Source organism: Shewanella corallii (assembly GCF_023349125.1).
In the GTDB taxonomy this organism is placed as follows: Bacteria; Pseudomonadota; Gammaproteobacteria; order Enterobacterales; family Shewanellaceae; genus Shewanella; species Shewanella corallii.
On sequence record NZ_JAKIKT010000010.1, the window covers coordinates 1 to 21,853 of the forward strand.

Here is a 21,853-nt window from a genome sequence, read left to right on the forward strand (position 1 = left end):
CAGCGTTTGTCGTCGCTTTCTACTGCATTAACGCTCATTTATGTAGAACAACTACACCACAATCGCGTTGCTTTGTATAAAACAACGACAAAGTGCTGCAAAAACCATCTTTAAAGGCCAACAGACCCTGCTATATAGCCTGGCTGCTAAGACTCCCCCGTTCAAAAAGCCTGAGGGCCTGAAGCTGGCTCAAGGTTGGCATTCCAATTCCGGCAAATGAAGCTGAAGTGGGCTTTGATGTGGTTATCCTGAAAAGGGGAAAGGGCGCGCAGCCAGGGCCTGATGTTATCAAGGCGCCGGGACATGTAGGTTTTTTCGCGGGATTTGATGGCAATGACGTGCTGGTGTTGGGGGGCAATCAAAGTGACGAGGTCAATGTTGGACGCTATCCTGCCAGTAAGTTACTGGGGATTCGACGCCTGTAATAGACATGTCACTTTAAAGGCTCCCCCGGAGACTTTACTGCTTACCATAGTGACTGATAAAGATGGCGGCTGTTTCCCTTGCCAGTTCGAAACCCTCTTCTGCTGACAGTGGCTGACAGGCGCCTATCACCTGAGGCCAGAAAGCCCCGCCTTTGATCAGGTTGTGTAGTTGGCCAAGGGCTTTTTCTGTGTCCTTAATGGCTAGCTTGCCCTGGTTTTCCTGATCGACCAGCCAAAAATAAAGAGCCGTCTCTTTTTTGTTCATGGTCGCCAGTTGTTCCTGCAATGCCTCGGGCCGGAACAGAAAATGCCCAAATGCCACTTTGGCCATATCCAGGTATTGGGGCTCAGAAAATACCCGGATCTCCTGAAACAGCAAATTAGCCAGTTGCTCCTGTTGGGGCAGGGGGGCCAATTGCAGCAGTACATCTTCTGACACTGCCGACTTCCACAGACAGGAAAGTAACTCCATCACCAGCGCCTCTTTGGAGGCAAAATGGTTATAGACAGTACGCTTGGATACTTTGGCCCTGGCCGCCAGTTTATCCATGCTGGTCTGGTGAACACCATCTTCATGGAAGGCTTCCCGTGCTGCTTCAAGGATAGCTTGTCGTTTTATTTCACTTCTGCTTTTCGGTACTGATGTCATTGGCTTAGCTCAGGTATCCAGGGTTCAATCAGGTCGTATAACAAATCATTTTACACTAACTAGTTTACTTTTCACTCTCCAGATGTAAACTACACCGACTAGTTTACTTTGGGTTGGTGCCTGATTTATTCCAAATGCTGTACAGGAGATCAACATCGACTTGCCGACTGACTTTCAGCGACAGGAGTTACCCCATGGGTAAAACAGTAAAAATTCTTCTGGCAGGAGTATTGATTATGAGCAGCATACTGGGTGTACAACATCTGATGGACGACCAGCAGGACGGGAAATTTGTTAACCAGGATCCAGAATTCCGTCAGTCCACCAATATTGTGGAGATACTGAAAGCCTATTGGCGACTTGAGCGTGACAGTCCAAAACCTGACTTCGAGTTGCCCGTACACAGCATAAGCAAACAGGCGTTGGAGGAAGAAACTCAGGATGTAGTGTATCGCCTGGGCCACTCCAGCTTGCTGCTGAAGATAAATGGCGAGTTGATTCTTACAGACCCTGTATTCTCTGACAGGGCATCGCCTGTGCAGTTTGCCGGACCCAAGCGTTTTCACAACACCCCTATCAGTATTGCTGAGTTGCCTCAGGTTGATACTGTAGTGATAAGCCATGATCACTATGATCATCTTGATAAGCGCGCAGTCAGGAAGCTGGCGGCTAAAACCACCCGTTTTTTGGTGCCGCTAAGAAATGGTAAACGTCTGGTCGATTGGGGCGTACCCAGCGAAAAGGTCACTGAATTTGCCTGGTGGGACTCGGTGACGGTAGCCGGAGTGGAATATGTGTTTACGCCTACTCAGCACTTCTCTGGTCGTGGTCTGTTTGACGGAAATACCACGCTTTGGGGTAGCTGGGTTATCCGCAGTCAGCACACCAAAGTGTTTTTCAGCGGTGATTCCGGTTACTTCGACGGCTTTAAAACCATAGGAGACAGGTACGGGCCGTTTGACCTGACCTTTATCGAAACCGGTGCATACAACGAACTCTGGTCCAATATCCATATGTTCCCGGCACAAAGTGTTCAGGCTCATCAGGATCTCAAGGGTAAAGTGATGTTGCCTATTCACAACAGTACTTTTGATTTAGCCATGCATAACTGGCAGGAACCGTTGGAGCAAGCGTTATCCATCAGTAATGACCGTGGTGTGACCATGGTCAGTCCTGAGGTAGGACAACGTATGGAGATTCAAGCGCCACTGCCGCTGAATACCTGGTGGCGAAAAGGCTGACTTAATTTACTACCATAAAAATAAAGGCTCCCGAGGGAGCCTTTATTGTCTATCGTTTTACCATTAAGTAAGGGGCTCGGCGAATTAGAATGCCCACTTGGCGGTGAAGGCGATGTTGTCGCGGTCAGCCAGACTGCGCTCCTTGACCGGATCGTTCTCAGCCGCGGCTTCAGCCGGATCACCAAAGTAACCCACGTATTGCAGTGTCAGCTGTACACCGGTTCTGTGATGGGTAAAGGTTGCGCCGATACGGGCACGATAGTCACCTTCACCGCCGCTGCCACCTGTGATGGTTCTGCCTGAAATCTGATGCGAATAGCCGATTGGCACGCTCAGATCCCAGTTCTGAGTCAGACCCGGATAGGAAAGACTCAAAGACGCCGCTGCAGCAAAACCATGACCTGTGTAGTACAGGGTATCGCTCGGCGGCACCATAGGCAGACCAGTGGGGGAACGTGGTTCTACATCCATAATGTCGGTGTAAGCGCCTTCCACTGTCAGGTTCACTGAGTCAGCCAGCCAGCTGCGACCAAAGTTCACAATGGCGTTCAGGTTACTTTGAAGTATTTCCCCCCGGGTCGCCAAAGGCCCAACCATGCTGTTAACCAGTACCGGTGCGCCATCCTTGTAAGTGATCTCAGAGGCGATTGAAGCCATACCTACGTTGGTGGAGAAGGTGGTTCCGTAGAGGTCGATATCATCGAAATAGACCACGTTGTATTCACCCAGCGCAAAATCAATCGCCGGAATGTAGTTCTTGGTGACATCGATATCTACCATAGGGATACGGTCTGCATAGTTCAGATAGTAAAAACCTATCTCAGATACATCTGTTACCCGGTAGCGTACACCCGCACCCCATTGACCCGACTCATCCGGCAATACATCAGCAGCTCGCGGGCCATAGGCACATGAACCGTCAGGCATAATCACCAGACAGTAGGCGCCATTACCCACGGCTTCAGAGGTGCTCAGGAAGGAGCCAGGCTCAGGTACTATGGTTTCCTGCCAGTTGAACTGCCAGTGGGCCAGGAATGACAGATCCGGTGTAACTTCCAACTGCATAGAGACCTGGTCTTCCGGCAGCAGAATATCTTTCACTTCAGTGCCGGGAACTGCTGACTTGATGCCGTCAGAAGGGCCCTGAGCCAGTGAGATGCTGGGGAAGAACAGACCTTCGCCCCAGGCGACTACATGACGACCTACACGGAAATCCGCATAACCCGCTTCACCAAAGGCAAAATTGGTATAGGCATAAAGGTCCAGCAGGCGGGTGTAACCACCATGGTACTTCTGTGCCGCGTCGCTGAACTTATCATCCTGATACACATCGTCATAGAAGGTAGAGCCCGAGAATACCAGACCATAGTTTTCCCAGCGCAGGTGACCTTCAAGCAGCAGATACAAACCGTTACCGATTAAATCGTTCTTATCAAAATTTCTGTTGCCTGAACTGTTCAAGGCCGGGTCCTGATCCTCAAGACGCATACCTGCTGAGTAGGTCAGTGTGCCTTTCCAATCCAGGGTGACATCTTCGCCAAGTGCTATGGTTTCTCCGGCAAAGGCGTTTGGTGCGACCATGGCAGACAACAAGGCGGCAGAGAGCAGGTTCTTATTAAATTTTTTCACAGGCCTGCTCCTTTAGTGACTCATACGACGCAACGCCGCTGGGGTAAAGTGGTGGGTTTCCATATCATTCTTGTTAAGCACCGGGCCCACTTCACGCTCTTGGAACAGGTTATAACCAACATAGCTGCCTGTGGTCAGGTCGTGGTAGAAGCTGCTGCCAGCCTCATAACTGTCTGCATCAAAGGCGTAGTAGTAGTTGATGTAAGCGTGCTGTACCAGCTGATCACGGGTATCGTAGAAGTCAGAGATGATTGCGTGCCAGCTGTCTTCATCCAGATACATGGTGCGACGGCCATACTTATGGCGATACTCTTCTTTCAAAGTACCTTCAAGCACCCAAACACGACGCAGTTCATAGCGCATCAATTCGGGGTTGGCATGGTTGATGGTCAGCAGCTCGTCGTAGGTGACGTCTTTACCGTGGACCTTGTAGGCATTGGCAGGAATATAAATCTCCTTGCGCTCGTATGCTTTCCACTCATAACGCTCTGGAGAACCGTTCATCAGACGGTCAGAATCCAGTGTCAGCTTGCCTGAAGTGCCTGCCAGTGGGGTATCGAAGCCATATTCAGGTAACTGACGTACCCGACGTGTCCCCGGGTTGTAGTTCCAGGCCAGACGCTTGTCCTGAGCAAAGTTCATAGGCTCAGTCGATACCGTGGCGCTGCCCTTGTTACGGGTTGGCAGCAGAGTAGAGGTAAAGCTGTAAGCCATGATGCCGCCGACAGGTTGACCCACATAGTCCGGGTGATTTGGCAGGTTAAGACCCTTACCATTGGCGCGTCCCCAGGAGATATCGCCATCTGAGCTCACATCCGCAATGTCACGCAGAGTTTCATAGGTAAAGGCGCGGTATGGGAAGTTATGGTTGGCGAGGATCTGCATTGGCTGAGTCAGGTCCGGGATTGGGAAAGGCACAGCGCCTTTGTAACCGGTGAAGCCAAAGCCATCGTCTATCAACTCTGCAGTGACGGCGTTTTTCTTCATGGTGTCGCAGATAACCTCCGGATAGCGGAAATCACGGCGACCTTCGTAAACGGGCATTTTGAAGGTTTCCGGATAACGCTCAAACATGGCGACCTGACCCGGAGTCAGTTTATCGGCGTATTGCTTGTAGTTTTTGCCGTCGATGGTGAACTTAGGCTTATCTTGTGGATAAGGATCGATCGGGTGAGCACCCACATGCATATCGTATTTAATATGATCAGGCTTACCCAGCCATTTACCTGAATATGCCGGGATGCTGCCATCGGCATTGGCTGACGCAATGGCGCCGGTACAGGTCAGTTCATTCCCCAGTTTTGCAGCTTCGTCCTGTGAAACTTTAGCAAGTGCGCTCCCGCTGGCAGTAACCAGCGCTCCCGCAAGCAGGTGAGTCAACAGATGACTGTTCCTCATGTTTTCCTCCTTTGGCCTTCAGCTTATTGATATCCAATCACTTGGGTATCTAACTCCCTAAGCACTGCGAAGATTGTGTAGTTATTGTTCAGGGACGATAATTTGGGATTCCTGAATCAGCCGAATCGTCTGTTTTGACTAGGTTGTTTTTTGAACATTTACTCTATTCCTTGATTTTCATCACTGGCTTCTGGTCCATCGTCCGCTTTGACGATGAGCCCAATTCCCCTTCGTGACTGAATACCCACAGAGTCAGACAAAAGCGGCCACAGGCCGCTGCTGATAAACATGACGAACAGACAGGGGTAGATATGACGCAGGTTCCTCAATATGTGGAAGGCCATGGATTGCTGAAGGGCAAATCTGTACTGATCACCGCAGCAGCGGGGGCCGGTATTGGATTCTCTGCAGCCAAACGCGCTGCAGAAGAGGGCTGTCGCGCCCTGATGATTTCAGACATTCATCCCGGCAGACTGGAAGCGGCTATCGAAAAGTTAAAAGCGGAAACCGGGCTGAGTCAGGTATATGGTCAGCTGTGCGACGTCAGCGACGAAGAGCAGGTTCAAAGCCTGATTTCAGCCGCCGAATCAGCGCTGGGTGGCGTCGATGTACTTATAAATAACGCAGGTTTGGGTGGTCAAAAAGCTGTTGTTGATATGACTGATACAGAGTGGAGCAGGGTGCTGGATATTACACTGACCGGCACTTTCCGTATGACCAGGGCCATGCTGCCTCATATGCAAAGTCGCGGCAGGGGCGTGATAGTCAATAACGCTTCCGTACTGGGCTGGCGTGCCCAGAAAGAGCAGGCTCATTATGCTGCGGCCAAGGCAGGTGTAATGGCACTGACCCGATGCAGCGCACTGGAAGCCGCCGAGTATGGAGTGCGTATCAACGCAGTTTCGCCTTCCATCGCCCTCCATGAATTTCTTAAAAAAGCCTCATCAGAAGAGCTGCTGAAGCAACTCTCATCAAAAGAAGCGTTCGGCCGGGCCGCTGAAGTGTGGGAGGTCGCAAACGTAATGATGTTTCTTGCCAGCGATTACGCCTCCTATATGACAGGCGAAGTGGTACCTGTCAGCTCACAGCGCGCTTAACAAGGGGATTGCTATGGCCAATATCAAGATAGAAAGCGCAGAGCAATTGCTGGCATCTGAGGGTTTGGAGCTGGGAACAACAGACTGGCTGCAGATCAGCCAGGAGCGCATCAATCTGTTTGCAGAAGCCACCGGTGATCATCAGTGGATTCATGTGGACCCTGTCAGAGCTGCTGAGGGCCCGTTCGGCGCTTGTATCGCCCACGGTTACCTGACGCTGTCTATGGTCAACCTGTTCCTGCCGGATCTGATCGAGGTCAGCAATCTGGCCATGGGGGTTAACTACGGCTGTGACAAAGTACGTTTTCCCGCTGCAGTGCCTGTGGGCAGCGCCATTAGAAGCAGGGGGCAAATTGTGTCAGTAGAAGCCAAAGGCGCAGCGGTGCAGGCCACTATCCGGGTGACAGTTGAGATACAGGGCAGTGAACGCCCGGCCTGTGTTGTAGACACCATCAGCCGTTACTCATTCAAACAATAATTCCAACCAGACATCATTAATGGGGAGAGCAGCATGACCCAGGCAGTAATCGTTTCTGCAGCGCGCACCGCGCTGACCAAATCTTTTCGTGGCAGCTTCAATGATACCGAAGCGCCTGTACTTGGCGGCGCAGTAGTAAAGGCTGTCGTTGAAAGAGCCGGTATAGACCCAGCCAGTGTGGAAGATGTGATTATGGGCGCCGCGGTACAGCAGGGCACCCAGGGCTATAATATTGGCCGCTTGTGTGCCTACACAGGTGGCCTGCCAACTTCAGTGCCCGGCATGGCAGTTGATCGCATGTGTGCATCAGGCCTGATGACCATAGGTATTGCCGCCAAAAACATTATTGCCGGTGAAATGAAAGTGGCTATTGCCGGCGGCGTTGAATCTCTTTCCCTCACTCAAACCAAGCACAAGAATGCCTATCGCGCCCGTTCTGAAGCGGTTCAGGCGGTCGTACCTGATGCCTATATTCAGATGATTGAAACCGCTGAAATAGTGGCAGAGCGCTACAACATATCCCGTGAAGCGCAGGATCTATATGCACTGCAAAGCCAGCAACGCACTGCGGCGGCGCAGCAGGCTGGGCTGTTTGACGATGAAATTATTCCAGTGACGGCCAACAAGCTGACTTTTGATGCTGACCGTAAACCTGCAGGTCATATCCAGGTCACCGCAGATAAGGATGAGTGTAATCGCGCCGACACACCAATGGAGAGTTTGCAGGCTCTGAAAGCTGTCTGGAAAGATGGCACCCATATTCAGGAAGGCAAACATGTTACTGCGGGTAATGCATCCCAGTTTTCTGATGGCGCGGCAGCGACTTTGTTGATGAGTGACGATGAGGCAGAACGTCTTGGGCTAACACCTCTGGGTATCTATAAGGGGATTGCGGTCGCCGGATGTGGCCCGGAGGAGATGGGGATTGGGCCTGTATTTGCCATTCCAAAACTGCTTAATCAGTTTGATCTTACGGTTGATGATATTGGCCTGTGGGAGATCAACGAAGCGTTCGCCAGCCAGGTCCTTTACTGCCGCGACAAGTTGGAGATCCCCAACGACAGGCTGAATGTAAACGGTGGTGCTATCTCCATCGGTCACCCTTTTGGTATGTCAGGCACTCGTATGGTGGCCCACGGTCTGATGGAAGCCAAACGTCGCGGCGTTAAATACCTGGTGGTTGCCATGTGTATTGGTGGCGGTATGGGCGCTGCCGGTCTGTTTGAAGTGGCTCAGTAGCAGGGAGGCTTTATGAATATGATGCGAAATCCTTCCCACGCTGAGATCGCCTGTGAATTTGAAACCATCACGTTTTCGGTGCAGGACAAAGTCTGTAATATCCAGCTGAATCGACCCAAAAGCCTGAATGCTTTTAACCAGCAGATGCGCAGGGAGCTTCATCAGGCGATCGATCTGGTCGACGCCGATGACAATATCCGGGTGGTGGTGCTGTCCGGTGCAGGTTCCTGCTTCTCTGCAGGAGCTGACCTTAAGGAACTCACCAGTGCCCGCCATGGCATCGAGGCGCAGATCCTAAACGAGTACAAACCCTTTCTGTCCCGTATCACTCACTCAGATAAGATCTACCTGGCAGCAGTCAACGGAGCCGCGGCGGGTATAGGTGGTGCCCTGGCGTTAACCTGTGACCTGATGGTGATGGCTGAGTCAGCGTGTCTGTTTCAGGCATTTGCAGCCATTGCTCTGGTTCCTGATGGCGGAGCCAGTTGGCATCTGGTAAATCAGCTCGGATACAAGAAAGCATTTGAAATCTGTGTTGAAGCAGACATGCTGACCGCGGAATCCTGCATCAATTTTGGCCTGGCGAACCGCAAGGTCGAAGACGACAATCTGATGGACTATGCCCAGCAGTGGGCCCGTAAGCTGGCTGATGGTGCACCTCTATCCCAGAAGTATCTAAAACAGCTGCTGAACCAGGCTCAAAGAGACAGCCTGCATGATGTGATCCGCCAGGAAGCCCAGTTCCAGCAATTCTGCTTTAACAGCGAAGACTTTCAGGAGGGGGTCAGTGCCTTCTTCGAAAAGCGTACGCCGACATTTAAAGGTAAGTAGGGGCAGGTATGCGTGATTCAATGGAATTTGATGTGGTCATTGTGGGTGCAGGTCCGGCGGGGTTGTCTGCCGCTTGCCGATTAAAGCAATTATCACAGGAAGCGGGTAATGAGCTCAGCGTCTGTGTGGTGGAAAAGGGCTCGGAGGTGGGCGCTCATATTCTGTCAGGCGCCATTATTGAGCCTAAAAGTCTGACTGAGCTGTTCCCTGACTGGCAGCAGCTGGGGGCGCCGCTGACCTGCAGTGTCAGTGAAGACCGCCTGCTGATGTTGCGGGATGAACAAAAAAGCCTGCGACTGCCTGATTTTGCCATTCCAAAACCCATGCACAACCAGGGTAACTATATCGCCAGTCTGGGTCAGCTGTGCCGTTGGCTCGGTGAGCAGGCCGAAGCTTTGGGGGTAGAGATATTTCCCGGGTTTGCGGCCAGCGAAGTGCTTTATCACCAGGATGGTGCGGTTAAAGGCATAGCCACCGGCGATATGGGGTTGGATAAAGCCGGCAAGCCTAAAGACAGTTATATGCCAGGGATGGAGCTTCACGCCAAATACACACTCTTTAGTGAGGGGTGTCGGGGTCATTTGGGTAAAGAGTTACTCGAACGATTTGAGCTCAACAAGGAGGCTGATGCCCAACACTATGGATTGGGGCTTAAAGAGCTGTGGGAAGTGCCGCCTGAGCAGCATCAAGCTGGGCTTGTGGTGCATGGCTTTGGCTGGCCGCTGGATAATGAAGCCGGTGGCGGTTTCTTTCTCTATCACGGTGATAACAATCAGGTCGTGGTGGGTTTGATTGTGGATCTTAACTATGCCAATCCACATTTGAGTCCCTATGAAGAGTTCCAGCGTTTTAAAACCCACCCGGATATTGCGTGTCATCTGCAGGGCGGTAAACGTCTCTCTTATGGGGCCCGCGCTATAGCCAAAGGGGGCTTTAATGCGTTACCTGAGATGGGCTTCCCCGGAGGACTCTTGATTGGGTGTGATGCCGGAACCCTGAATGTCGCCAAGATTAAAGGAACGCACACCTCGATGAAGTCAGGGATGCTGGCAGCGGAGAGCGTATTTAAGGCGATTGACGATGGCCGCACCGACAGCTTGACCGACTTTAGCGTGAGGTTTCAGCAAAGCTGGCTGTATGACGAGCTCAAGCGCACTCGTAACTTTGCCCCGGCGCTGCATAAACTTGGTCCATTGCTTGGCGGTAGCTTTAACTATTTGGAGCAGAATTGGCTCAAGGGTAAAAGCGGTGTGGTACTCAGGGACAAGCTGGCTGACCATGACAGGCTTAAACCTGCATCCATGTGTAAAGAGAGGCAATACCCCAGGCCCGATGGTGTGCTGAGCTTTGACCGCAACGCGTCTGTTTTTCTGTCCAATACCAACCATGAGGAAGATCAGCCCTGTCATCTGCAGCTCATAGATGCCGCTATTCCCATGCGGACCAATCTTCCCATCTTCGGTGAGCCTGCGCAGCGTTATTGTCCCGCAGGTGTATATGAAGTGGTGGACAATGAGCAGGGCGATAAACAGTTACAAATCAACGCTCAAAACTGCCTGCACTGCAAAACCTGCGATATTAAAGACCCATCCCAGAATATACGCTGGGTGGTTCCCGAAGGGGGCGGTGGTCCCAATTATCCAAATATGTAATGCGTAAGCCGGACACCAATCCGGCTTTTTTATGCCTTTGAGTTAGATAGCAAATAAAAAATTTCGATTATTTATAAGTTTTTCCGATAGTTCTCAAATCTCTTTCTATACTTGTTAAAGCGTTAACGGGATTTCTCTTTTCACTGATACATTCGAGAGCTGATTATGAGTCCATCTAAAGACAATGGAATTCTGCTGGAGAGCGGGACCAATGAACTTGAAATCATCGAATTCCACCTGCACCGAAAGTTACCCAACGGGCAGGTAAAAGTCTGTTACTACGGCATCAACGTAGCCAAGGTGAGAGAAGTAATTCGGGTTCCGGAGACCTCGGATTACCCTAAAGCTCACGACAATTTGGTCGGGGTATTTTCTCTCAGGGATAAATTAATCCCAATGGTTGATCTGGGCAGTTGGCTGAATGTGCCGACCAAAGATGATCTGGATGAGAAGGTGGTCATTGTGACCGACTTCAACAAGATGATTAACGGCTTTCTGGTTGATCATGTGCAACGTATTCACCGTGTTTCCTGGGAGCAGGTTGAATCACCAAGTCAGTTTCTTGAAGCGGGCAGCCAGGACTGTGTGGTGGCGGTTGTTCGTAACGAAGGTCACATCATTATGATCCTCGACTTCGAAAAGATTATCTCTGACATCAATCCGGAACTCAGCATGGATAAGTATGACCTTACCCATGACAAGCATGTCCCAATGACTGAAGAGATCGTCAAGAAGCGTGATGCCAATACAGTGCTTGTGGTCGATGACTCTGCGTTTATTCGTAAGATGATTGAGAGCACCTTGATTGCCGGTGGTTACACTGTGATCACCGCTAAAGACGGTGCAGAGGCCCTTAACAAATTGGTAGACTTCGAGCGCGCAGTTGAAGAGCACGGCGGCAAGATTGGCGACTATGTCAACGGTATAGTATCGGATGTAGAAATGCCGCAAATGGACGGTATGCACCTGGTCAAGCGTCTGCGTGACTCTACGGCTTTCAAGTCTATTCCCATCGTGATGTTCTCATCCCTTATGAGTGATTCAAACCGTGCCAAGGCCCTTGAACTGGGTGCCAATGACACTATCACCAAGCCGGAAATTGAACGCATGATCCCCTTGATGGATAAACTGATTCTTGGCATCGATCATGATGCTGAAATGCTGGAAAACGCGTCATAACATAAAGGTCAGACAGCAAAAAGCCCCGAGTTCGGGGCTTTTTCAGTTTGTGGAGCAAGGTATCAGATACACTTGGCGGGTTTTGGCAGCCCGGCAATTTTGGTGGCCTGTTTCGCCGGACCAACCGGGAACAGAGTATAAAGATACTTGGAGTTGCCTTTATCCGGCCCCATTGCCTGACCTATGGCTTTCACCAGTACCCGGATAGCCGGGCTGGTGTTGAACTCAAGATAGAAGTTGCGCACGAAGTTGATCACTTCCCAGTGGGCCTCGGTCAGTTCAATCTCTTCACCGGCGGCAATAACCGGCGCCAGTTCAGGAGACCAGTCTGATACGTTAAGCAGGTAACCCTGAGCGTCTGTATCAATCTGGGCGCCGTTAAATTCAATGTGGTTCACGTTATCTTCGTCCTACCAGGTAATGACTTTATTGTGACTGAGTGTCAGTGCGACAAACTCGTCATAGCTGACCAATGGGTATCCACTTGTTTGCATCTGCAAACCGCGGGCTTCGACGTCATCTTTCAGCAAATACACTTTAAAAGGTGACAGGGCCATGGACCATTGACGTTTCAGTACGGCATTAACCCCGTTACCGGACAGTAAAAAGCTGTCCGCTTTGCCTGCATATCTCAGGGCGGTATGAAGGCCATTGTCGTTACCGGGAGACGTTTGAATATGGTGTAAGATCATTAGAATACCAAAACCTCATCCGCTTCCAGCAAACGCTGGGCAATATCATCGGCCTGTACCACTTCAGCTTCAATATTCAGTACTGAGCGTTTCAGACCAAACTCTTTCAGGGATTCACCGCAAACCAGTACATCTTCAACATCGTAAAGCGGCAGTGCCTTAAAGGTGGAGATGTAATTTCTGGCACCAATCAGCTCGGGCGCCTGGTCACTGACCAGATTCAATACGCCTTCGTCAGTGAATATCAAAGTGACCTGCTGTTCAAAGCTGGCGCTTAACATGGCCAAATCCAGCGCTTCTCTGCCATGGGGAGTACCATGGGGAGGACGACGGAAAACAATACAAATATGCTTCACAGGAGCCTCTTAAAAACAGATCAGGCGGTCAGCCTGTTCAATGCCGGTAACCAACTCACCCAGACCACCATTGATAAAGGGGGCTGACGTATTCCAATGTTCAGCTTGTTGCTCTTTGGCGTCTTGCTCAGACAATATGCCGCGACGTAGCGCTGCTGACACACAGTTCACCAGTTCAATGCTGTGTTGGTTGGCCAAGTCGCACCAGGCCTGATGCAGATTAAACTCATCGCTTGCGGGGCTCAGCAAAGTGTTGGAGTGGCTAACGCCTTCCTGATAGAAGAACACCCGAACCACTTCATGGCCTGCGGCCAGTGCCGATTGGGTAAATTTAAGCGCATGTACACCGGCGTTGTCGCCATACACGCTGCCATTTACCTGAATAATAAATTTGCTCATATAACAAAAAATGGCCCGTAAAGGGCCATTTTACCTTAATTAAATCCAAATTGGATTAGTCGTCGTTGCTCATACCCAGCAGGTTCAGCAGGGCGATAAACAAGTTCAGGAAATCCAGGTACAGAGACACAGTGGCGCGAATATAGTTGGTCTCGCCACCGTTAACGATACGGCTGGTGTCATACAGGATAAAACCTGTCATCAGCAGGGCAATACCTGCGTTCAGTGCCATAAAGAAGCCGGTAGTCTGAATAAAGAAGCTGGCAATAAGCCCAACAACTACAATAACCAGACCCGCTACCAGGAAACCGCGCATGAAAGAGAAGTCTTTCTTGGTGGTCAGGGCATACATGGACAGTGCACCAAAGATCACTGCGGTTAAGCCCAGTGCCTGCATAATCAACATAGGGCCATTGGCCATGCCTACATAATGGTTGAGTATGTAACCCAGGGAAGCACCTTCCATACCGGTAAAGGCGAATACCCAGAACAGACCTGCAGAAGTGTCAGCTTTGCGCAGAGTCACAAACAGCAGGACCAAACCACCGATAGACAGGCCCAGAGAGGCCCAGCGTCCTACACCCAATGCCATACCTATGCCGGCACACAAAGCGGAAAACGCCAGTGTCATTGCCAAGAGCATATAGGTGTTTTTCAGCATCTTGTTGACCTCGAGGGTCGACAACTGACTGCTGTACGTCGATTCTTGCTTCATAGATGACTCCAATGCATCAATAGTTAAATCCGGTTTAACTCAACACCTTGTGTTGAAGTTGTCGCGTATTCCATGAATAAAGGATATTAACCCAAGCCTGAGCACAAAAGTCAACGATGACAAGTGACACAGGCCGGTTTGTTAACAAATTATCATACGCAAATATGAGCTGTTATGGTCACGCAAGCCACTCTTTATGCAGCTTGTCGCTGTCACCCAGATAATCCAGCACCCAGGTCAGAGCGGGTGACATCTTTGCGGGATTCCACGCCAGGCAGCAACTGCTTGGGCGTAAACTGTTTTCCAGCTGCTTCTCTTTTAGCATACCAGTCTGAATAAAAGGTGCCGCCAGATGTCTGGGCATATACCCGATACCCAGTCCTTCGCGAAAACAGTTGATGGCGCGGATCCAGTCAGGCACCACAAGACGACGCTGATTATCCAGCAGCCAGGTCATGCGCTTTGGGATCTCCCTTGAGGTGTCTTCCAGACAAATTGAGGGAAAAGGGCGGAGTTCATCGTCGGTCAAAGGTCGGTCGATATCGGCCAGCGGGTGATTCTTGCTCACCAGAAATGACCATTCAATCTCACCCATCTCCTTATATTGATAGAAACCACCCACAGGAACCGCCGTAGTTGCGCCAACAGCAATATCGCTGCGTCCTGTGGCCAAGGCTTCCCATACGCCGTTAAATACTTCAATACGGACAATCAGTTCTACATCCTGAAACTGTCTGTAGAAGTCTGCAATCAACACGCTGATACGGTCAGCTCTGACAATATTATCCAGTGCGATAGATAGCGTGGGTTGCCAGCCATTGGCAATTCTCTGAGTATCACGCTTCAGGCCATCCATGTGTCCCAGGATAGATCTGGCATGACGAACGAAATGCTCACCGGCAGGCGTCAACGACACGCTGCGGTGGTGCCGCAGAAACAGGGCAACTCCCAGCTCTTCCTCTATTTGTTTAACGGCATAGCTGACTGCTGAAGGGACTTTGTGCAGTCTGTGGGCGGCGGCGGTAAAACTGCCATCCCGGGCAACGATATCTATCAGTTCCAACGCCTGTTCCGAGAGCATAGGAGGCCTCTTTAATTGCTGTGACTTATTTTGAAAGCATGGTTCAAAAATAATTGCTTCAACCCAATAAATCAAGATCGTAGAATGCGACGCCTTTTTTAAGATTATGCTGATTTGATTATGAACAACGCATCTACTGGCAGGTACTTCCTGTTTTTATTCTATCTTTCTCTACTCAGCATGCTGGGTTTTATTGCTACAGATATGTATCTGCCAGCTTTCAAAGCTATTGAAAGCAGTTTTGGCAGTTCTCCATCTGAAGTGGCCATGTCTCTGACCACCTTCCTGGCCGGTCTGGCCTGTGGTCAATTGGTGTACGGCCCATTGGTAAACCGTATCGGTCACCGCAACGCTTTGTTTGCGGGTATGGCGTTGTTCTGTGCCGCGACTCTGGTGATTGCCAACAGTGACAGCATCATGATGCTGAACACAGCGCGATTCTTCCAGGCGCTGGGTGCCTGTGCCGCCGGGGTGATTTGGCAGGCTTTGGTAGTAGAGCAGTACGACTCAGAAGAAGCTCAGGGTATCTTCAGCAACATTATGCCTCTGGTGGCACTGTCTCCTGCATTGGCGCCCATCATTGGTGCGTTTGTTCAGGAACATCTGGGCTGGAGAGCTATCTTCCTGGCACTGACTGGTGTGGGCATACTGATTATCATGCTGACTGCTGTGCTGGTGCCTGCGCCGAAGGTCAAGAGTGAAACCACAGAAGTTGCCAAAAAAGCAGGCTTTATGGATATCATCAAAAATACCCGTTTCCTGGGTAACGTGATTATCTTTGGTGCCTGTAGTGGTGCGTTCTTCTCTTACCTGACCGTTTGGCCGATCGTGATGGAGCAAAATGGTTACGCATCGGCTGAGATTGGGCTGAGCTTTATTCCACAGACCATTATGTTCATTGTGGGCGGCTATGCCGGCAAGATTCTGATTAAGAAAGTGGGTAACGAGAAGGCACTGCAAGCTCTGCTGGTACTGTTTGCGTTGTGTGTTGCTGGTATTGTGACTGTGACTCTGCTGATTGATGTCGCTACCATCTTCCCGCTGCTGCTGATTTTCTCTGTATCTGCCGCGGCCAATGGTGCGATTTATCCAATCGTGGTGAACAATGCACTGCAGCAGTTTTCCAACGATGCAGCAAAAGCGGCTGGTGTGCAGAACTTCCTGCAGATAAGTATGTCCTTCGGTGCATCAAGCCTGGTAGCAATGTTTGCCGCCAGCGGTGACAAGGCCATTGGCTGGGGTATTCTGACCTGCGCCGTGGGTGTTGCTATTGGTTACCGGCTGCAATCAACCAAACAGCGCATGGTGATGCCGGACAATGCCCGGGCAGCTATGTTCTGCGACGAAAACGCCCAGAAGTGACTATAAGTTAAGCACTTGAATAAAAGCTTTAAAATAGTGCTTTACAGCAAGGTGGGTGAAGGCTAATATTCGCCTCGTTCGGAGAGATGGCAGAGTGGTCGAATGCACCGGTCTTGAAAACCGGCAAGGGTTAATAGCCCTTCTAGGGTTCAAATCCCTATCTCTCCGCCATATTTAGAGAAGGCCTGCTGGAAACAGCAGGCCTTTTTGCTATCTGGAGTTCGCTGGTTCAGTAAGGGATTTTGCCTTATAACTCATATCACCAGTTTGAACCTAAAAGCCTTCGCCATATCCCTTGAAACGACAGTACCTAACTTGCTGGCGTTTTTATTTATGTCATGCAGCTCAGTTCTTCCTATCCGGTTTCCACTGATCTTTGCTTATCCATGAATGATCGCACTGCAGTGCACCATATAAACTCCCATGATAAATCTATGTTATGTCATCAATAAGAATTGATAATTTTAGTTAATTGATGTCGGTTTCTATAATTCTCCTATCTTAACTGAACACCTGATTCGCATCTGATGATGCGGGAGAAATATTATGAAAATGAATCACGTAGGTATTATGGTTGGCGATATGGACAAGGCCGTTGAATTTTACACCAATGCCCTTGGCCTTAGAGTCGTGATGGGCAACACCAAGGTGATTGAAGAGCGGGAAACCGCTATCGGCAGAATGTGTATCGCTGTGTTCGGCGAGGGCTTCAAAGGATTTAATATCGCTCATTTGGTGACCTCTGATGGCATAGGGGTTGAACTGTTTGAAATGAAAGAGCGTCAGCAGCGCCATGTAGTGGACTTCACCCGTCTGGGCATTTTCCATTTCTGTCTGCAAACTGACGACTTCCACAGTGTGATAGAAAAGGTGGAGCAGTTCGGTGGCAAGGTTCGGATGGATATCATGCGTTACCATCCGGAAGATGATTCAAAACCTGCCAAGATGGTGTATCTGGAAGATCCCTTCGGCAACCTGTTTGAGCTTTACTCTCACACCTATGAAGAGACTTACGCCTCAGATTACGAATAGTCTCTAACCAATGCTAAAGGCCGCATCAGTGCGGCCTTTTTTGTATTTGGGACGGCGTAAAACAATGCCGGTGCGGCGTTAATATCCTGCATAACGCTTGAAATTCCATCAAAAAAACTCAATGTATAACAACAAGTGCGTCTTTTTGGATAGTGTCGCGTCATTAGATTAAGACGATTGACTGCAATAATTTACGGAATTCGATAATGCACACACCTTTTCCCTCATCACTGGACGGAGATGCCGTTCAACAACTCACCGAATGGGCGATTATGCATGGCCAGGCTTTCAGAAAAACTGACGGCACAGCACGCCATGCGCCTTTCAGTTTGAGTCCTCTGCCTATCAGTCAGGATGAGCTGGAACGACTCACCAGAGTGATCCCGCTTATCTCAAGAGTGATAGACAGGGTGTCGGAAAACCATCACTTCCTGCAGGACGCCCTTGGTCCGGCCGCTAGCGCAGACCCATTTTTTGGACGCTTGCTGGAAATGCATCAACAGCTCCACGCCAATCCAGGGGAGGTTCGCCGCATACCCTTATTGGTGATGCGTACTGACTTTATGCAGGATCAGGTTTTCGGTCCAAAGGTGATTGAATTTAATGGCATTGCAGCAGGTATGGCGCCATTTGGTCAACGGGTGGCAGAACTCCACCGTTTTGTTCAGCAGCAATGGCCCGGACTGGTCCCTGATCTGAACAAACATCAGCTGGTTGAAAACCGGGGGATGCATCTGCTGGCCAGGGCGATGGCCAACGCTGCCATTGAGGTTAATCGAATCCATGGCGGCGAAGGTAAGCCCACCTTTCTGATGGTGGTGCAGGGTAATGAAGACAATGTCTACGATCAGCACTTGCTGGCTCAGGAGATCCAGAGTTGTGGTGTAAGAACCATCAGGCGGACGTTCGACCAACTCGCAGATCAGCTCTACACAGGGGACAACCACAGATTAATGCTTGAGGGCGAAGGCGCGATTGATCTGGTTTATCTGCGGGCCGGATATCAATACTCAGACTACTTTTCACTGTCCCGACGTGATGCCATCTGCTGTCACACCCTGTGTCAGACCCGTCTGTTCATCGAGAAACACGCCGTCGCTGTCAATGCCACTATAGGCCAGCAACTTGCGACCAGTAAGGCGATGCAGCTGATCCTGACTAATATGTCACCGGAAGAGTACGCCAGTTTTGGTCTCACTGTTGAGGAAGCAAACCAGATTAAGAGTGTGTTGGCAGAGATGCGACAGGTTTCACCGGCATCCATCAAGCACTTTATTGAGAATGAGGACATCAATAACTGGGTGCTGAAAAATCAGGGCGAGGGCGGTGGTCACTGTATCTTTGGCAGTGACATTATCGGTAAGCTTCACACCTTGCCTCAAGCCGACCATGCGGCCTGGGCTGTCATGCAAAAACTGACGCCGGAAACGCGAAGGGCGCTGGTGATAAGGGATGCAAAGGCTCACCTGGTGGACGAACTGGTCAGTGAAATCGGTCTGTTCAGCGTGATGTTTAATGGCAATCCTGCGACCGATCTTGATGGTTACGCCGGTTACCTTATTCGCAGTAAGCCAGCCCATGAGGGAGAAGGCGGCGTTCACAGTGGCCAGGGCGTGCTGGACTCATTGCAGCTGCTGGACTGAATCCAATCTGTTATGACTTAGATAAAAGCAATATTTCACCTGACTCAGGGACTTGCCAATAATGCCTGCTAATAAAGGGGCTGCAGGAGCAAGAGATGGGCCTATCTACAGGCACTAAAGTCGGAATAGTGATTATTGCCATCATAGCACTGACGGGCTCAGTGTTGGCTGAAGGTGTAGTAAGAGCCTTGATTGAGCTTTGCGCCTTTATCGCCTTGCTCTCACTGGTATGGAAAGCAAGGCAATCAGATGGCCGGGCTGAAGAGACAGCCGGGTCTTGCAGTCAGAAAGCTGAGTCTGAGGTCACCCCAGAAGTTTGATATAAGCCAGTGATGACGTACCTATCGCCAGCCAAAGGGTGATGGCCAGCAGCATAGGCTTATGACCTGCCGCCCGCATCTTTTTAATGGTAATCCCCGCGCCAATCAGGAACAGGCACACCACCAGAGTCCGCTTCGACACTGCAAACAACACTTCATATACGTTCTCAAACTGGGGAAGCAGGTAAGCGATACCTATGGCAACACAGTAGTAGATGATGAATGCCGGAATGGAAAGGGACTTCTTATTACCACCAAACGCCAGTGCGGAGATCAGCGCCACAGGCACAATCCAAAGCGCGCGAGCCAATTTAGTGGTGGTCGCCACTAACAGCGCCTCATCGCCATAACTTGAGGCCGCTCCCACCACGGATGATGTGTCGTGAATGGCGATGGCGCTCCATAAACCAAAGTCATGCTGACTTAAGTCCAGTGCATGGCCAAGTACCGGGAAAATAAACAGGGCGACAGAGTTCAGCACGAATACACATGCCAGGGCGACCGCCATCTGGTCGCTTTTGGCATTAATCGCCGGTGATACCGCAGCGATGGCACTGCCACCACAAATCGAAGTCCCGGCGCCAATCAAATAACCGGTTTTCAGATCCAGCTTCATCATGCGGGTCAGGGCGACCGCCAGCAGCAAAGTGAACACAATAGATCCGACCACCAAGGGCAGACTCTGTTTGCTCACTTCAATAGCCTGATCCAGATGAATACCAAACCCCAGGCCCACAATCGACCAGGACAACAGCTTTTTGGTCAGGCTCCCCAAATCAATGCAGGCCGGTATCAGCCCCAAAGACGCCAGGGTGAAACCCAGAATAAGTGCCACAGGAGAAGAGATAAAAGGAAACAGGCACAAGACCCCAAGGCCGGTAAACAGCCAGAATCTGGGATCTTTGCTGACAGAAAAATTAGACATGTTATCCAAAGGGCAATAAAAAACGGTGCCAAGAATAGCACCGTTGGTTTGATTAGGAAATTCGCCCCTGAAGATTACTCATAATGTCGCTTGTGCTTGGTATGTATGGTGGCAATGTATCCATGCCAGGTCGCGTAGGCGATAACAGGCATGGTGATCATCAGCCCAATACCTGCGGTGGCAAAGCCAACCAGAACACCCATCAGAATAATGCCAGCCCACAGGATCATGGGGACAGGATTTGAGTGCACAGCATGTACCGAAGAGAAGATTGCCGTCATCATGTCCACCTTACGCTCAATGACCAAAGGCAGAGAGAACGCGGAAATACCAAACACCGCCATGGCGAACACAGTGCCGAACAGACTGCCCAGTGCCAGAAACGGCAGATACTCCTCAAGATGTGCACCCTGAGTTGCCGGGTAAAGGGCATGGAGTAGGGCGGCGACGCGTGTCCAGAAAATCATAATCACCGCCAGCAGTACCGCAAATCCCCAACTGGATACACTGTTACGTCCCATAGCGTGCAGGGCATGGCCGAGGCTGGGTGAGTGTCCCTTTTCCAGCTCCCAGCTGATATCGTATAAGCCTGTGGCCAGAAATGGCCCGGCCAACACGAATATCACCAGCGTGGGCAGGATCACCAGATGGCTGCCATGCAGATACACTGCGCCGAAAATGCCAAATGCCATCAGGGTGAACAGGGCGCCATATGACAGACTCAACACAGGCGCCTTTCTAAAGTCATTCAGGGCGAGTGCCAACCAGTGCAGTGGCGCGAGTGCATCCAACTTGTTGCTGGGAATGGTTCGCGCATAGGGCTCGTGGTGAACTGCTTCTTCCTTGGTGTTTTCATCAGGCTTGATGATTTGCGCCATACAACCTCCTAGTCGTCGGGGTGACGCACCAGTTTCCAGCCGGACAAAGGATTGATGGTGGAGTCGGTGCGATCGGTGTGGTCTATATCTAAGTTATAGACCATCATGGTTTTTTCGATAACTTTTTGCTGTTCCTGGCGGGCGTTAATCACCAATACCGCTTCACCGTCCAACAGGTCTTTATGATGGTCAGCCAGCTTATAATTTTCATTGTTTAACCCAATCAAACCACCAAGCCAAATCCCAAACATGGTGAGAAACACCATCATCAGGATAAAGGGCATCAAGCTTATCCCCGGAAATACCTGGTTAAATGCAAGAATTGCCAGCACTGACAATCCAAGAGCAATCATGCCGCCACGCATCATCAGATGTGGCATATCCCGTTCATCCCAGAAATCTGCGGCATTGACCTCGAGGTGGCTCAACGCGTTCTTATCTCTTGAGAAGAACTTAAGCTGTCTTTCGGCAAGACCGTTATCCAGTAGGTCACGCTGAATTGCTTCGGCGTGCTCAAGATCTTTTAGTACAAAGTGAAGCTGCTGCATACCAAAATCCTCAATTTGAGTCGGTTTATTGCTTCTACGCCTTAATAAGTAAAAGAGCTCACTTTTTATACTTGTTGATTTGCG

The 21,853-nt window shown here is 50.4% G+C and carries 24 protein-coding genes and 1 tRNA gene; 13 read left to right on the plus strand and 12 right to left on the minus strand.

The window, feature by feature from the left end:
- Positions 1 to 239: 239 nt before the first annotated feature.
- On the plus strand, positions 240 to 425 hold the full coding sequence (locus L2725_RS19835; protein ID WP_249250558.1) for a C40 family peptidase: 186 nt from the start codon (positions 240 to 242) through the stop codon (positions 423 to 425).
- A gap of 34 nt (positions 426 to 459) precedes the next feature.
- On the opposite strand, the gene L2725_RS19840 is transcribed toward L2725_RS19835, so the two are convergent.
- Positions 460 to 1,074: a TetR/AcrR family transcriptional regulator gene (locus tag L2725_RS19840; RefSeq protein ID WP_249250559.1), complete on the minus strand. Its 615-nt coding sequence runs from the start codon at positions 1,072 to 1,074 to the stop codon at positions 460 to 462.
- Between the two features lie 194 nt (positions 1,075 to 1,268).
- Between L2725_RS19840 and L2725_RS19845 the strand changes: the two genes are divergently transcribed.
- Positions 1,269 to 2,315, plus strand: a complete 1,047-nt coding sequence (locus L2725_RS19845; protein ID WP_249250560.1) for an MBL fold metallo-hydrolase — start codon at positions 1,269 to 1,271, stop codon at positions 2,313 to 2,315.
- 84 nt (positions 2,316 to 2,399) lie between these two features.
- Here the strand turns inward: L2725_RS19845 and L2725_RS19850 are convergent, their stop codons facing one another.
- Together L2725_RS19850 and L2725_RS19855 are read right to left on the minus strand one after the other, a co-directional pair.
- The gene (locus L2725_RS19850) at positions 2,400 to 3,944 is read right to left on the minus strand and encodes a DUF1302 domain-containing protein (RefSeq protein WP_249250561.1); all 1,545 of its coding nucleotides are present in this window, start codon (positions 3,942 to 3,944) and stop codon (positions 2,400 to 2,402) included.
- Positions 3,945 to 3,956: 12 nt separating this feature from the next.
- A complete protein-coding gene (locus tag L2725_RS19855; RefSeq protein WP_249250562.1) occupies positions 3,957 to 5,342 on the minus strand; it encodes a DUF1329 domain-containing protein in 1,386 nt (461 codons plus the stop codon).
- 311 nt (positions 5,343 to 5,653) lie between these two features.
- Between L2725_RS19855 and L2725_RS19860 the strand changes: the two genes are divergently transcribed.
- The 6 genes from L2725_RS19860 (at position 5,654) to L2725_RS19885 (ending at position 11,818) form a co-directional block, all read left to right on the plus strand.
- Entirely contained in the window at positions 5,654 to 6,439 is a 786-nt protein-coding gene (locus L2725_RS19860) for an SDR family oxidoreductase (protein ID WP_249250563.1), read from the plus strand.
- A gap of 13 nt (positions 6,440 to 6,452) precedes the next feature.
- Positions 6,453 to 6,917, plus strand: coding sequence for a MaoC family dehydratase (locus tag L2725_RS19865; protein WP_249250564.1), 465 nt, complete (start codon positions 6,453 to 6,455; stop codon positions 6,915 to 6,917).
- Between the two features lie 33 nt (positions 6,918 to 6,950).
- Positions 6,951 to 8,156 carry an acetyl-CoA C-acyltransferase gene (locus L2725_RS19870; RefSeq protein ID WP_249250565.1) on the plus strand — a complete coding sequence of 402 codons (1,206 nt, stop codon included), beginning with the start codon at positions 6,951 to 6,953 and terminating at the stop codon, positions 8,154 to 8,156.
- A 12-nt stretch (positions 8,157 to 8,168) separates the two neighbouring features.
- The gene (locus L2725_RS19875; protein WP_249250566.1) at positions 8,169 to 8,987 is read left to right on the plus strand and encodes an enoyl-CoA hydratase/isomerase family protein; all 819 of its coding nucleotides are present in this window, start codon (positions 8,169 to 8,171) and stop codon (positions 8,985 to 8,987) included.
- A gap of 20 nt (positions 8,988 to 9,007) precedes the next feature.
- Positions 9,008 to 10,639, plus strand: coding sequence for an electron transfer flavoprotein-ubiquinone oxidoreductase (locus tag L2725_RS19880; RefSeq protein WP_249250649.1), 1,632 nt, complete (start codon positions 9,008 to 9,010; stop codon positions 10,637 to 10,639).
- Between the two features lie 165 nt (positions 10,640 to 10,804).
- The gene (locus tag L2725_RS19885; protein WP_249250567.1) at positions 10,805 to 11,818 is read left to right on the plus strand and encodes a chemotaxis protein; all 1,014 of its coding nucleotides are present in this window, start codon (positions 10,805 to 10,807) and stop codon (positions 11,816 to 11,818) included.
- Between the two features lie 62 nt (positions 11,819 to 11,880).
- Here L2725_RS19885 and L2725_RS19890 read toward each other — a convergent pair whose 3' ends face one another.
- From L2725_RS19890 to punR, 6 genes are all read right to left on the minus strand, one after another.
- A complete protein-coding gene (locus L2725_RS19890; RefSeq protein ID WP_115136762.1) occupies positions 11,881 to 12,216 on the minus strand; it encodes a TusE/DsrC/DsvC family sulfur relay protein in 336 nt (111 codons plus the stop codon).
- Positions 12,217 to 12,228: 12 nt separating this feature from the next.
- Positions 12,229 to 12,510 carry a sulfurtransferase complex subunit TusB gene (gene tusB / locus L2725_RS19895; RefSeq protein ID WP_248936108.1) on the minus strand — a complete coding sequence of 94 codons (282 nt, stop codon included), beginning with the start codon at positions 12,508 to 12,510 and terminating at the stop codon, positions 12,229 to 12,231.
- Complete coding sequence (gene tusC, locus L2725_RS19900) at positions 12,510 to 12,866, minus strand: sulfurtransferase complex subunit TusC (RefSeq protein ID WP_115136764.1); 357 nt, start codon at positions 12,864 to 12,866, stop codon at positions 12,510 to 12,512. Before tusC ends, tusB begins: the two co-directional genes overlap by 1 nt.
- A gap of 9 nt (positions 12,867 to 12,875) precedes the next feature.
- Positions 12,876 to 13,265, minus strand: a complete 390-nt coding sequence (tusD, locus tag L2725_RS19905; RefSeq protein WP_248936110.1) for a sulfurtransferase complex subunit TusD — start codon at positions 13,263 to 13,265, stop codon at positions 12,876 to 12,878.
- 55 nt (positions 13,266 to 13,320) lie between these two features.
- Positions 13,321 to 13,980, minus strand: a complete 660-nt coding sequence (locus L2725_RS19910; protein ID WP_249250568.1) for a Bax inhibitor-1/YccA family protein — start codon at positions 13,978 to 13,980, stop codon at positions 13,321 to 13,323.
- A 178-nt stretch (positions 13,981 to 14,158) separates the two neighbouring features.
- Entirely contained in the window at positions 14,159 to 15,061 is a 903-nt protein-coding gene (punR, locus tag L2725_RS19915; protein ID WP_248936112.1) for a DNA-binding transcriptional activator PunR, read from the minus strand.
- 120 nt (positions 15,062 to 15,181) lie between these two features.
- On the opposite strand from punR, the gene punC reads away from it, so the two are divergent.
- The 5 genes from punC (at position 15,182) to L2725_RS19940 (ending at position 19,418) form a co-directional block, all read left to right on the plus strand.
- Entirely contained in the window at positions 15,182 to 16,423 is a 1,242-nt protein-coding gene (punC, locus tag L2725_RS19920; protein WP_249250569.1) for a purine nucleoside transporter PunC, read from the plus strand.
- 80 nt (positions 16,424 to 16,503) lie between these two features.
- A tRNA-Ser gene (locus tag L2725_RS19925) sits at positions 16,504 to 16,594 on the plus strand.
- Positions 16,595 to 16,969: 375 nt separating this feature from the next.
- Positions 16,970 to 17,455, plus strand: a complete 486-nt coding sequence (locus L2725_RS19930) for a VOC family protein (RefSeq protein ID WP_115136769.1) — start codon at positions 16,970 to 16,972, stop codon at positions 17,453 to 17,455.
- A 206-nt stretch (positions 17,456 to 17,661) separates the two neighbouring features.
- Positions 17,662 to 19,098: a glutathione synthase gene (locus L2725_RS19935; RefSeq protein WP_249250570.1), complete on the plus strand. Its 1,437-nt coding sequence runs from the start codon at positions 17,662 to 17,664 to the stop codon at positions 19,096 to 19,098.
- Between the two features lie 95 nt (positions 19,099 to 19,193).
- Positions 19,194 to 19,418, plus strand: a complete 225-nt coding sequence (locus tag L2725_RS19940; RefSeq protein WP_249250571.1) for a hypothetical protein — start codon at positions 19,194 to 19,196, stop codon at positions 19,416 to 19,418.
- Here L2725_RS19940 and L2725_RS19945 read toward each other — a convergent pair.
- The 3 genes from L2725_RS19945 to L2725_RS19955 all read right to left on the minus strand — a co-directional run bounded on the left by L2725_RS19945 (position 19,402) and on the right by L2725_RS19955 (position 21,769).
- Positions 19,402 to 20,352, minus strand: a complete 951-nt coding sequence (locus L2725_RS19945; protein WP_428985305.1) for a YeiH family protein — start codon at positions 20,350 to 20,352, stop codon at positions 19,402 to 19,404. The genes L2725_RS19940 and L2725_RS19945 overlap by 17 nt on opposite strands.
- A gap of 65 nt (positions 20,353 to 20,417) precedes the next feature.
- Positions 20,418 to 21,221, minus strand: a complete 804-nt coding sequence (locus L2725_RS19950; protein ID WP_115136773.1) for a DUF2189 domain-containing protein — start codon at positions 21,219 to 21,221, stop codon at positions 20,418 to 20,420.
- An 8-nt stretch (positions 21,222 to 21,229) separates the two neighbouring features.
- Positions 21,230 to 21,769: a hypothetical protein gene (locus L2725_RS19955; protein WP_249250573.1), complete on the minus strand. Its 540-nt coding sequence runs from the start codon at positions 21,767 to 21,769 to the stop codon at positions 21,230 to 21,232.
- Positions 21,770 to 21,853: the final 84 nt, after the last annotated feature.